A 13,494-nucleotide genomic window follows, 5' to 3' on the forward strand; every position below is an offset into this window, starting at 1 on the left:
AACTAAGAACCTTCGGGTTCTTTTTTTATTTATTTGGTAAAATATATAAATCAAGCGAGGTTCATATGAGACTAAAAATAGATCGACAAAGATTAATTGAATACAGTGTTTTTTCAATCATTGGTATTTTATTATTTGTAATTTTTATGGTTGGAACTTTCAAAGATCTTCAAATTGCTGAGGCAGTAGCTAATACTTCGAGTTGATATGGTAAGTTTTTTGACATTTTTGGACAAATGACCGTTTCTATTCCCGTAATTTCTTTAATAGTGCTATTTTTTATAGCTTTAAATAAGAAAGGGATTATTATTAATAAATATTTGGAATATTCGATATATTCAATAGCAATAATAATTTTTGTGATTACAGGCTGAATGGATATAATTTCTGAAAAGAATTCAGACAAAACTAAGATTATTTCAGCGGTTATAAACACAATATTATTTTTAAGTTTATACTCAGGGATAATTTATTATTTAAAATTTAAGAAACCTGAATTTATCTATAATGACTCAAAATTATTAGAAAAAGTTGTTACAGCATTACTGTTTGTGATTGCGACTTTCGTAATGATGCAATTACTTAAATTTGTATTTTCAAGACCAAGACCAAGAACGGTTATGGCAGACATTGATGAATATCGTGAATGATGAAATATTCATTACACTGAACATTGAAAAATAAATAAATCTTTCCCTTCAGGACACTCAACTAGCGCAATTTCTATATTGGCCTTAGCACTTGTATGAGATCGCAGAACAACTAGATACTACTCAACAATTGCGATTGCAATTGCCACAACAGTAATTGTTGCAACATCACGTATGGTTATTACAGCTCACTTCTTAACTGACGTAACCGGAGCTACAATATTTAGTTTCATTTGATTTGGAATCTTTAACTGATTACGTAATGATAAGATGACATGAGTAGATAAAATCATTAAGAAAAAGGAGGCACGAAATGGCTAAAGTATTAGGTATGGATGTTGGTTCTAAAACAGTGGGATTATCAACGTCAACAGGAACAATTGCCCAACCGGGACCAACAATAAGATTCACAGAATGAGAATTTGAAGAGGGTGTTGAGAAACTTACAGAGTTCATAAATGAATTCCAACCAGAGATACTGGTTTTTGGATACCCTAAAAACATGGATGGTACAATTGGCGAACGTGCTGAAATGGTTGATTACTTCATTGAAGGAGTTTTGGCATACAATCCCCAATTTAAAAATGAACAAATTTTTAGAGTTGATGAACGCCGTACTACAAAGATGGCTAAATCAATTATGATTGAAGCTGGAGTCAGAAGAGATAAGCAAAAACAGTCTAAAGACTCACTTGCAGCTCAGTTAATACTAGAACAATACTTAAATACTAATAAATAGTTTGATTTTGTTGAATTATTATTTAGTTAGGTTTAATATTATTTTTAATATATATTTCAAGGAGAGAAAATGAAAAAGCACCCATTAGTTAAAGATATTCTTTTTACAAGAGAACAAATTCAAATAAGAACAAAAGAAGTGGTTGGCGATATAGAAGAATTTTATGCCAAAGAAACAGTAGCAGAAAATTCATTGCTACTAGTAGGATTACTTAAAGGGTGTGTACCATTCTTTGCTGAAGTTATGGCTAATTTAGAAATGAATTGTGAAACTGATTTCATGGTTGTTTCATCTTATAGAGGTGGAACTAAAACAACAGGAGAGCCTAAAATTTTATTAGATGTTAATACAACATTGAGTGGAAGAGATATTCTAATCGTTGAAGATATAGTGGATTCTGGATACACATTAGAATATGTTAAAAAATACTTCTATGGTAGAGGTGCTAAAAGTGTTAGAATTTTAACTCTTTTAGACAAGCCATCAGGTAGAAAAGCTGACCTTAAGTCAGATTGAAATTGCTTTACAATCGAAAATGAATTCGTAATTGGATATGGTTTAGATTATCAAGAAAAATTACGTAATTTACCTTACGTAGCAACTTGTGATACATCTAAATTAGATGATTGAAAGTGATAGACAACTTAGTTGTCTTTTTTTATACAAAATAGGAGGAAAAATGCAAATTGAACAAACACAAAAAACTAAAAAGCATTTAATTAAAGATATGAATTATCTTGGTTTAGGAAGTGCATGACAAGATCTTAAAAGATTGCCAAATTGATTTAAAACCTTATTACTGGTTGGTGCAATAATTGTGATATTTTTTAATTTCTTCAGTATCGAAACTTTGGTGTTAGATGTTGATGCGCCAAAGGAAATATTAAAATATTCAGGAACTCACTTTGCTCCATTTATCCAATATGCTAAAGCTTATATGAATGGATCAGTTATAGGTCCCGCAAATTCACATGGTTTAGCTTTGGCTACCGCAATATTATATTCATTAAACGGAGTTGCTGCATTTACTGGTTTACTTTCAGTTGCTATGATTGTTAATGGGAAAATGTCACAATTCTTATGAGGGTTAATCAACGGAGTCTTTTACGCAATGTTTGCTCTTGTTGCTGGGTTCATTGGTGATTTTATTATGAACGTAACGTTTGTTTTAGGAGCTTCTTTAGGTTGATATTTATTTAACTATCGCCATAAAGGGCAATTCACAATAAGAGGGAGAGACTGATATTGAAAAACAACTTTCTTCCTGGTCGTTGGTTTATTAATCGTGGCTTTCACATTCGTTTGGTATTATTTAATTCCAGAAATATATAATGCCACTTTATCTGGAAGTTCGGGAACCGAATATGTGACTGGTACAAGCACCCATATTTTTGACTCAGTCGGAAATGGTGTTAATGTTGTTGGTTATGGAATGCAGTTAATGAATGTCTCAGAACAATTCTGATTGTGAACATTCTTAAACGTGTGAAAAATATTACAATATACTCCGATTGGTCTTGGTGAAGGGCAATGGGTTGTTACTTTACTTATTCAATTTGGAGTTTGAACAATATTAGGTTTAGTGGGGTTATGACAAAATCAACTTAAATATATTTATCAATGAGCTAGACCATTTATATCGAAAAAATAGCAATTTCCATTGCTATTTTTTTATTGTTAAATAGTTTATAATTTAACAATGCTATCCAAACATTGTTTTAGGTGCATTAAAAAGAGGGAATATGGAAAAACAAGTAGTATTTAAAAAATATAAACGAGAAAGTATTGTTGATAGAATTTATGAATTGATGTTGCATATTGGTTTACCAATTGCAGTAGAAATATTAATTAATGAATTATGATTACATAATGCAGGATTTTCAAGTTGAACCAACTTAGTAATTATCTTAAGTTCAGTTTTAATAACTCTATTATTTTCTGTTTGTATTTTAACTCCAATCATTGCCTACATTAAAAATTGAGAAGTTATCAAGTTAAAAAAATGATTAAAGGCTAACAAACTTGGGTGATTAAGAAGTGATTGAGTTGAAAGCGAAGAATTGAAAAAAGAAATGAAAATCATTTCAAAAGATAAATATGATGAAATTGTCAAACTTGCAAAAGCGGAAGGTGATAAGCGTTTTTATACTGGCATCTTTAATTTAGAACAAAATTTTTACACAAGAGAAATTGAAGGTATTCATAATGAGCATGACTTAGCAGTTGGTAAAATGATAAGTCACAATTTAGAAATTGATAAGAAAAATAAATTATTAAAACTAGATTTAACTCACACGCAAGAAATAACAATTGAAGCAAGAATGGAAAATCCTAACCTTAAAGATTTCAGTGGAAGAATGCAGATTGTTTTTAATTATCAGAAGAATGATCTACATTATTTCTACTTTATAAATGAAACAACTGATGAATGACCCGAAGGTTTATTTGGTGTTACTTACAAAGTTGATTAACAGATTCATCTAAAAATATCTAACCACTATCAAGGGGTTTTTCTTTCTTTGAATTAGTTAATTAAAATAAGAAAAAACGTTTTTAATGTTATATAATTAATTAGTATTATTTTTTTAAATTTAAAGAAAGAAGGATTATAATTATGATCAAAAAAATCGGAGTATTAACTTCAGGTGGAGATGCACCTGGGATGAATTCTGCTGTTGCTGGTGTAATTAGAGCTGCACACGCAAAAGGGATCGAAGTATACGCTGTTAAAGACGGATACAGAGGACTACACAATGGTTGATTTGAAAAAGTTAACGTTGATTATGCTCAAGATATCATGGCTCGTGGTGGAACTGCATTAGGTTCAGCAAGATTTGTTGAATTTAAACAACCAGAAGTGAGACAAGAAGCTGCTGATAAAATGAGAGCTGAGGGAATTGAAGCTCTTGTAGTTATTGGTGGTGACGGAAGTTACATGGGTGCTCAATTATTAACTGAAATTGGAATCAACGCTGTTGGTTTACCAGGGACAATTGACAACGACATCGTATCTTCAGATTACACAATTGGTTTTGATACTGCATTAAACACAATTGTTGAAGCAATCGATAAAATTAGAGAAACAATGCAATCACACAACAGATGTGCTGTTGTTGAAGTTATGGGAAATGGTTGTGGAGATTTAGCATTATATGCTGGAACTGCAACTGGATGTGAAGTTATTTCAAACTCAGAATCAACATTAACAGAAGAAGAAATCTGTGAACAAGTTAAAGTATTAGCTGAAGCTGGAAAAAGAAGTGTTATTGTATTAGTTTCTGAAAAACTATATGACGCAAACAAATTAGCTGAAAAAATTGAAGCTGCATCAGGATATGTTACAAGAGCTACAATCTTAGGACACATTCAACGTGGTGGAACACCAACTGCTATGGATCGTTATTTAGCTACAACAGCTGCAATCTTTGCTGTTGAAGAACTTGCAAAAGGGAATGGTGGAGTTTATGTTGGACTTGATGGTCAAACATTAGTTGCTAGAGATATCAACTCAACTTTAAACATGCCAAGAAAAGATAAATCAGAAGAAATTAAAACAATTAGATTAATTAATTCACAATTTAAGAAATAAAAGATAAAATATTTACATATACATAAGTATGGGGAGAAAACTAAAATGAACAAAAAAGAATTAGCTACAAAAGTTAAACGTACTAAAATTGTTACTACAATTGGTCCAGCTACACATGAACCAGAAAACATTAAAGAATTATTCGATAATGGAATGACAACAATCCGTTTAAACTTCTCACACGGTGATCACGAAGAACAAGGATACCGTATTGAGGGAGCAAAAAAAGTTAGAACTGAAATGAACAAACCAATTTCAATCTTATTAGATACTAAAGGACCTGAAATCCGTGTTGGTAAATTTAAAGATGGGAAACAAGAAGTTTCAGCTAACCAAAAAATTACAATCTTAACAGATGCTAAATCATTTGCTGAAAAAGAATGTGGTCAAGGAGAAATGACAGTTGCTTACGATATGTCAGTTGACTTAAAAGCTGGAGATCAAATTTTAATTGATGATGGTAAATTAGAATTAACAGTTGACTCAGTTAAACCAGGAGTTGTTGAAGCTACAGCTTTCAACAACCACACAGTTAAAACAAACAAACGTGTTAACTTACCAGGAATTGATTTCTCAATGCCTTTCTTAGCTGAAAAAGATAAAACAGATATCTTATATGGTTGTGCACAAGGTGTTGATTACATCGCTGCATCATTCGTAAACACAGCAGAAAACATCCAAGAAATTAGAGAAATTTTAGTTGAAGGAAATCAAACAGATATCCAAATCATTGCTAAAATTGAATCACAATTAGGATTAGACAACATCGATGAAATTATTGAAGCATCAGATGGAATCATGGTTGCTCGTGGGGATTTAGGATTAGAAATTCCTTACTACGACGTACCATTCTGAGAAAAAGTTATTATCCGTAAATGTAGAGAAGCTGGAAAAATCGTTATTGTTGCTACACAAATGTTAGAAACAATGACAGACAACCCAGCTCCAACACGTGCTGAAGTTACTGACGTTTACTTTGCTACTGAATTAGGAGCAGATGCTACAATGTTATCAGGAGAATCAGCAGCCGGAGATTACCCATTCATTACAACAAACACAATGGCTACAATCAACAAACGTGCTGAAGTAGAATTCTACAACAAAGGTTACTACCAAATTCAATTAGAAAATGCTAGAAAATCAACATCAGGACCACGTGCTGATATTGCTGCTGACTTAGCTGAAAGAACAAGAGATGCTAACTACAAATTTGCTATCGTTCTTTCAAGAACAGGTGCTTTATTAAAAACAATTTCAAAATTCCGTCCAAACGTTGCAATTTTAGGAGTTTCAGAATCAGACAGATTATGAACTGCATTTGGTGCATGACATTCAATCTTCATGAACAAAACTACTGACTTAACAGCTTTAGAATCAAACGATGCTGAATTATCAGCAATCGCTAAATTATGAGGTGCAACAACTGGAGAAAAAGTTTTAGTTGTTAGAAACCAAGACATCAGAGAAATTACTGTTGCTTAATTAAAATATTAAACACTCGCAAGGGTGTTTTTTTTAATATCAATCTAATTGTTTGATAGAATAAAGATAGAAATAGGAGACAAGAATGAAAAACGTAAAAAACAAATCTTTAACAAACCTTAGACTATTGGGTATTCAACAAATAGTCAAAGCTCAAACTGGGCACCCTGGAATGGTTATGAGTGCAGCACCATTAATGCATGAAGTGTATTTAAACCACATTAATTCAGATGTAACAAATCCAAATTGAATCAATAGAGACCGTTTCGTGCTATCTGCTGGACACGGAAGTGCTTTGATGTACTCTCAACTACATATTGCTGGTTTTGATCTACCGATGAGTGCTTTAGAAGACTTTAGACAGCTGAACTCAATCACACCAGGACACCCAGAATTAGGGGTGACACCTGGAGTTGATGTTTCAACAGGACCATTAGGACAAGGTTTTGCTATGGGAGTTGGATTGGCTTTAGCTGAAAAACACTTAGCTGGTAAATACAACAAACCTGGATTAGAATTATTCAACCACAAAACTTATGTATTGTGTGGAGATGCTGATCTAGAAGAGGGGGTTACTCAAGAAGCTATGCAATTGGCTGGTCTATGAAAACTAGATAAATTAGTGGTTTTATATGACTCAAATGATATCCAATTAGATACAAGAGTTGATCTTGTTCAAAATCCTAAATTTGGACCATGATTTGATTCATTCCACTGAAACTACATTAAGGTAGAAAATGGTTTTGATTTAGATGCTGTTAATGCCGCAATTGAAGAAGCTAACAAGTCTGACAAACCAACTATTATTGAATGTAAAACTATCATTGGTTATGGTCATGACAAACAAGGGACACCTGCAATGCATGGGGCTCCGTTCTCAAAAGAGGATTTAGTTAAATTAAATGATAAATTTGGTTGAGATGAACCAGAATTTACTGTTAATAAAGAAGTTAAAGAAATGTGAAATGATATTTTTGTAAAACGTGGACAAGAAGCGTTTGCAAATTGATCAAATATTGAAAAACAATATAAATCAGAATATCCAGAATTATGAAAAGAAATTTTTGAAGTAAAAGAAGTTCAAACTGAAGACTTCAGAGATTTATTACATGATAAAAAAGAAGCAACTAGAATTAGTTCTTCAAACGTTTTAAAGAGATTACAAACACTTACAAATAATATGTTTGGTGGAAGTGCTGATTTAGCATCTGCTACTAAAGTTCAAGGATTCCAAGGGACATTTAGCCCTGAAACTCCTGATGGAAATAATGTATTATTTGGTGTAAGAGAATTTGCAATGGGAGCAATCTCAAACGGAACTCAAATCCATGGTGGATTAAGAGGTTTCAACTCTACATTCTTAGTCTTTTCAGATTACATGAAAAATGCTGTGAGATTAGCAGCCTTACAAGAAATTCCTACAATGTTTATTTACACACACGATTCAATCGCGGTAGGATTTGATGGACCAACTCATGAACCAATTGAGCAATTAGTTGGATTTAGAGCTACACCAAACTTATACAATTGAAGACCAGCCGATATTAAAGAAACAATCGGAGCTTATGTAAAAGCTTACAACTCGCATGAAACTCCATCAACTTTCTCATTCTGTAGACAAGATGTTCCAGTTCAAGAAGAAACATGTTGAACAAAAACACAAATGGGTGGATATACAGTTGTTGAAGCTGAAGGGAACATGGATGCAATTATTATTGCTACTGGTTCAGAATTAGAACTAGCTGTTGATTCAGCTAAAGCATTAAAAGAACAAGGAATCAATGTTCGTGTTGTTTCAATGCCATGTACTGAGTTATTTGATGAACAATCAAAAGAATATCAAGAATCAGTTCTACCTTCAAGCTTTGACAAGATTGCTGTTATTGAAGCAGGATCTGGTTTAGGATGATACAAATACACAGGACGTAATGGTTTAATGTTCACAGTTGAAAAATTCGGTAAATCAGGAGATGGAGCAGAAGTGTTATCTGACTTCGGATTCAATCTTGAAAATGTTGTTTCAAAAATGATTGAATTTGTAAAATAATAAAACAAAAAAAGAGCATTGCTCTTTTTTAATCTATAATCTTAAAAAATAGGAGATTTATATGAAAAAATTTATAGTTAAAGAAGACTTTTGAGAAGTATTTCCAAAAGCAAAGATTGCTGTTATTACAATTAAAAATGTTGATAATAGAGTTCTAACAGAAACTGATTATTATAAAAACATTTTAGATGAGGCATTTGTTGAATCAAAACAATTTGTACAAAATGAAAACTTTTCAGAAAATGAAGTAATTCAAAAATGAAGAAAAGCTTACCAACAATTTAAAACTAAAAAGGGTGTTAGATCTTCAATTGAATCTTTACTTAAAAGAATTAGTGGTAACAATCCTGTAGGAACTATCAATCCAATGGTTGACCTATATAACTCAATCTCTTTAAGATTTGGAGTTCCTTGTGGGGGAGAAGATATTGATAATATCGTTGGTGATATGTTGCTTACTAAAGCTAATGGGGATGAAGAGTTCATTACTTTAGGATCAGAAAAAAGTGAACCACCATATGAATCTGAAATTGTTTATAAAGATGAAGCTGGAGCAATTTGCCGCTGTTTAAATTGACGTGAATCAGTTAGAACAATGTTAACTGATGATACTAAGAATGCTGTCTTTGTAATAGAAGAAGTTGAGGCAGAAGGTTCAAGCATTGAACTTGCAGCAAATGAACTTGTAAGATTATTTAAAGAAACATTTAAAGTTGAACCAACTTTAGAGTTCTTAGATGTAAATAATCAAGAAACAGTTATTGGATAGAGATTTAAAGTATAAATTAACTTTTTAGCACTACCATTTTACTAAAAATGTTTTATAATATTTTTAGAATTTAATATTTCTAAATAACATTGTTAGACACGATGCTATTGATGCTTTTTCAGAGAGGTGACGGTTGGTGTGAGTCATTGAAGCTAAATAGTTATTACTACTAACTTTAAGTGTTACGTGGGTGCGCGTTAAGCCATAATTAAGATGTAGTCACAAAGTGATTATGAATTAGGATGGTACCGCGATCAATCGCTCCTATATTTATAGGGCGATTTTTTATTTTTTTTAGGAGGATATAGAAATGAAAATTAAATTATTAGATGGGTCAATTAAAGAATTTGACCAAGCAATGAGCGTTAAAGAAATAGCTACAAGTTTGGCTGTATCTTTAGGTAAAGCGACAGTTGGAGCTAAAGTTAACGGAATGTTTGTTTCAGCTGATTTTGTTATCGATAAAGATGTTAACTTAGAATTAATAACAAACAAAAGTGAATACTTTGAAAGTTTCATTAATAACACAGCGGCTTTTGTAACTGGTGTGGCTATCCAAAAACTTTATGGTGTTGAATTAGCAAAAATCTATGAAAATGCTGATGAGTATGAATACTCTGTAACTTTTGCGGCTGAACCAAGAATTAAATTAGAAGCGTTAGTTGAAATTCAAAATAAAGTAAATGAATTAGTAAAAGGAAACCACATTAAATCAGATAAATTATCTTTAGATGAAGCTAAAGAATTATTCAAAGATAATGAATACCAAATCCATGTAGCTGAAAGTGCTAATGAGTCATTTGGATTTGTTATGGTTTATACATTAGATGATGTTTCTATGGTTATTAAAAAAGGATTAATCAACGATTTAAAAGTTCTTAAAGCTGTAGAAATCCAACAATTAACAGGTTCATACTGATTGAATGATTCTGACAACATTATGTTACAAAGAGTTCACGGTATGGCTGCTGCTAATTTAGATAAATTAAATGAAAATAAAGCTATTATGGAAGAACGTCGTAATGCTGACCACCGTATCATTAACCAAACTTTAAATGTCTTTGGATTTGATAGCTTGGTTGGTCCTGGGCTACCATTATGAATGCCAAATGGAACAATCATTAAAGATGAAATTAAAGCGTATTTGAAAAGAAAAGAATGAGAATATGATTATATTCAAGTTGAAACTCCAGTAATTGGAACTGTTGATTTATACAAAACATCAGGACACTGAGAACACTACGGAGAAGATATGTTCCAACCATTTAATGGGGGAAGCGGAAGTGAAGAACAATTTGTTCTACGTCCAATGAACTGTCCACACCACATTGCTGTTTATAAACAAGAACAAAGATCATATCGTGATTTACCTGTTCGTATTTGTGAACATGCTATTCAACACCGTTATGAATCATCTGGTTCATTAACTGGTTTAGAAAGAGTTCGTGGAATGGAATTAACAGATTCACACATCTTTGTTCGTCCTGATCAGGTAGCTGCTGAATTCAAATCAATCTATCAACTAATCTCAGAAGTATTAGAAACATTTAATATTCAAATTGATTACTTAAGTCTTTCATTAAGAGATCCTCAGGACAAAGTTAAATATTTCCAAGATGACAAAATGTGAAATGAAGCTGAAGAAGCTTTAGAAAATGTTTTAAAAGAATTAAACTTAGATTACAAAAAATGTATTGGAGAAGCAGCATTCTATGGACCTAAACTAGATATTCAAATTAAAACTGCCCAAAACCATGAAATTACAGTTTCAACAATTCAATTAGACTTCTTATTACCAAGAAAATTTGATGTTACTTATATTGATGCAAACCAACAACAACAAACACCAATTATGATCCACCGTGGTTTAATCGGAACTTATGAACGTTTTATAGCAACTCTATTAGAACAAACTAAAGGTGTGTTACCATTATGATTATCACCAAACCAAATTGAAATCATTCCAATTGGAGATGAAGCCAACTTTGGTTATGCTGATGAATTAAGAACTATGTTCAAAAAGAACTTAATTAGATCTCACACAGATTTACGTGATGAAAGATTAAGTTACAAAATTCGTGATGCTCAAACTCACAAAATTCCTTATCAATTAGTTATTGGTAATGCTGAACGCGAGAACCAAACAGTTACTTACCGTCAATACGGAAGCGAAGAACAAATCACAGTTTCTCAACAGGAATTTATTAAATTAATAAAAGACAGAATTGAAGCTAAAAATTAATATTTAAAAGTTGGCAAGTCCAACTTTTTTATTTGTTTTTTAAATAGGTTATAATTTCTTCTAAAGGGAAATATATGTATAGAACTAATTATAAAAATTTAAAGTTATGACTTTGGATTCCTGGTGGAATATTTTTTGTTTTGGCTATGATAGCTTTTATAATTTCGAGTTTTATGGATATGGAAATATCTGAGTTTTTTGCTCAAGGAATGAAATACCCTGTAGTTAGATGATGAGTAGTTATTTGAGATGAAGCTGGATTAAGTCAGTTGATTGGAATGTTTGCCGCTTGTGCATTTATCTTGATCGAGACTTTTGTTTATTATCATAAGCAAAAGAAGAACTCTTGAATGAGAAGAAATGAAAACTTGGTTAATATTTTATATATAGGATGATTTGTAATTTGAATAACTATTAATGTTTTTTGAATAATTGAAAAGAGAAATATGACATCTGTTTTTGGTGATGGAACTGATGCAAAATTAATTGATACTTATGTCCCTAGAATGAGTGCTAGAATAATTCTTTTTGTAATTGAAAGTAGTTTTCAAGTAATTGGTTTATACTACTTGAGATTCAAGTTTTCTAAACGTGATGATATTTTAATAAAGGCATATTGAATTGATGTTATTAAGATTCTTGTTTATGCTATCTGATGTTATATTTTTGTAATTACAATTAAACAATCTATGGGAAGACCATACTTTTACTACACATCTGGTATTTTGGATGTCGAAGTATGAAATGAAGCTTTAAATAACCTGCCGAATAATCATCAAGAGATTAATGACTACTTTGAAAATTATGGAGAAGTTGTAAGATATTTCCCTTGATGAGAAAGAAATGGAAATTGAATTGATCAATTAGCACATTGACAACCGTGAAATCAGTTTATTCCTGATTCATGAAAAGTTGCTCAACCTTTATCTTGAAATAACGTGGCATTCCCATCAGGGCACACAGTTGGAACATTTTCTCTATTATCACTTTTATATTTATTTGTAGGTAAAAGCGAAGACAGAAAAGTTAGAGTAGGTTTACGTATTTTTGGAGGAATTTGATTCTTACATATGATGTCAATGAACTTTAGTTTAGTTGTATATCGTTTCCACTGATTAACTGATACAACATTTTCAATGATGCTATCACTTCTTTCATTACCAATTGTTGGATGAATAGTTGATCGATGAGTTAGACATTTAATTTCTAAGTTCAACAAAAGATTTAAAGGGATTGATAATAAAGTTATCTATGAATATCATGATAAGTGAATTGTAGTCAAGGTTAAACACTATGATTATGAAGCTGAAATAGGTCATATATCAACTCATTGAAGTAACAAAATAATTGATTCTAAAATGAAGAGAATTGAAAAAAGACATCGCTCTGTTAATAACAAAGAGATTAGATTAAACAATAATAAATAATATAAAATATTACAAAGAATAGGGGAATTATGTACAAAAAAATTACACTGATATTTTTAACTGCAATTATTAGTAACTTATTTCCTATCTTAGGAATATTTTTTATATGTGCTATCGCTATTATTACATTTAATTTAATTTTTAGTTCATTGAGAGTGTTGATTAGTCGAAATGGTTTACAAGCATTCAAAAAAGCTGTGATATTATTTGCAGCTCTTATGATGATATGGACTTTGACTTTATTTTTTATAGTAATTGTATTATCTTCGATAGCATTCGTAAATTCAAATTTAATTTGAAATAATATAGATTCGATTAAGTTCTTAATTATTCTTCAAATAGTTTTTATGGTGATGATGATTCAAGTATATTTAGATGAACAAGATCATATAGATATAGTGGATGCACCTATTAACAAACAACAAGCAGGTACTGATTATTATGATACCCATAATGACAATAAGTATTTGAGTAGATTAAAGGTAATTTCGTATATTCATAACACAAATTCAATCTAATCTTTATTAGTTAAATCAATAATAAGGAGGA

Annotated in this window: 12 protein-coding genes; all 12 read left to right on the forward strand. The window is 31.2% G+C overall.

Annotation, left to right across the window (positions count from 1 at the left end):
- Positions 1-65: 65 nt before the first annotated feature.
- The 12 genes from G319_RS09685 (at position 66) to G319_RS09710 (ending at position 13,463) form a co-directional block, all read left to right on the forward strand.
- The gene (locus G319_RS09685; protein WP_026389624.1) at positions 66-971 is read left to right on the forward strand and encodes a phosphatase PAP2 family protein; all 906 of its coding nucleotides are present in this window, start codon (positions 66-68) and stop codon (positions 969-971) included.
- Positions 964-1,389 carry a Holliday junction resolvase RuvX gene (ruvX, locus tag G319_RS0103105; RefSeq protein ID WP_026389625.1) on the forward strand — a complete coding sequence of 142 codons (426 nt, stop codon included), beginning with the start codon at positions 964-966 and terminating at the stop codon, positions 1,387-1,389. The genes G319_RS09685 and ruvX overlap by 8 nt, the downstream gene beginning before the upstream one ends.
- Before the next feature lie 69 nt (positions 1,390-1,458).
- Complete coding sequence (gene hpt, locus G319_RS0103110) at positions 1,459-2,028, forward strand: hypoxanthine phosphoribosyltransferase (RefSeq protein ID WP_026389626.1); 570 nt, start codon at positions 1,459-1,461, stop codon at positions 2,026-2,028.
- Between the two features lie 40 nt (positions 2,029-2,068).
- On the forward strand, positions 2,069-3,040 hold the full coding sequence (pnuC, locus tag G319_RS09690; RefSeq protein WP_026389627.1) for a nicotinamide riboside transporter PnuC: 972 nt from the start codon (positions 2,069-2,071) through the stop codon (positions 3,038-3,040).
- Positions 3,041-3,131: 91 nt separating this feature from the next.
- Positions 3,132-3,860, forward strand: a complete 729-nt coding sequence (locus G319_RS09695; RefSeq protein WP_026389628.1) for a hypothetical protein — start codon at positions 3,132-3,134, stop codon at positions 3,858-3,860.
- Positions 3,861-4,003: 143 nt separating this feature from the next.
- Positions 4,004-4,978: a 6-phosphofructokinase gene (pfkA, locus tag G319_RS0103125; protein ID WP_026389629.1), complete on the forward strand. Its 975-nt coding sequence runs from the start codon at positions 4,004-4,006 to the stop codon at positions 4,976-4,978.
- Positions 4,979-5,023: 45 nt separating this feature from the next.
- Positions 5,024-6,460: a pyruvate kinase gene (gene pyk, locus G319_RS0103130; RefSeq protein ID WP_026389630.1), complete on the forward strand. Its 1,437-nt coding sequence runs from the start codon at positions 5,024-5,026 to the stop codon at positions 6,458-6,460.
- Positions 6,461-6,545: 85 nt separating this feature from the next.
- The gene (gene tkt / locus G319_RS09700; protein ID WP_026389631.1) at positions 6,546-8,507 is read left to right on the forward strand and encodes a transketolase; all 1,962 of its coding nucleotides are present in this window, start codon (positions 6,546-6,548) and stop codon (positions 8,505-8,507) included.
- A 61-nt stretch (positions 8,508-8,568) separates the two neighbouring features.
- Entirely contained in the window at positions 8,569-9,276 is a 708-nt protein-coding gene (locus G319_RS0103140; RefSeq protein ID WP_026389632.1) for a B3/B4 domain-containing protein, read from the forward strand.
- A gap of 310 nt (positions 9,277-9,586) precedes the next feature.
- On the forward strand, positions 9,587-11,518 hold the full coding sequence (gene thrS / locus G319_RS0103145) for a threonine--tRNA ligase (protein ID WP_026389633.1): 1,932 nt from the start codon (positions 9,587-9,589) through the stop codon (positions 11,516-11,518).
- Positions 11,519-11,592: 74 nt separating this feature from the next.
- On the forward strand, positions 11,593-12,945 hold the full coding sequence (locus G319_RS09705) for a phosphatase PAP2 family protein (RefSeq protein WP_026389634.1): 1,353 nt from the start codon (positions 11,593-11,595) through the stop codon (positions 12,943-12,945).
- Between the two features lie 29 nt (positions 12,946-12,974).
- Positions 12,975-13,463, forward strand: coding sequence for a hypothetical protein (locus tag G319_RS09710; protein WP_026389635.1), 489 nt, complete (start codon positions 12,975-12,977; stop codon positions 13,461-13,463).
- The last annotated feature ends 31 nt before the right edge of the window (positions 13,464-13,494 follow it).

The organism is Tullyiplasma multilocale ATCC 49900 (assembly GCF_000483165.1).
GTDB lineage: Bacteria > Bacillota_I > Bacilli_A > Mycoplasmatales > Mycoplasmataceae > Tullyiplasma > Tullyiplasma multilocale.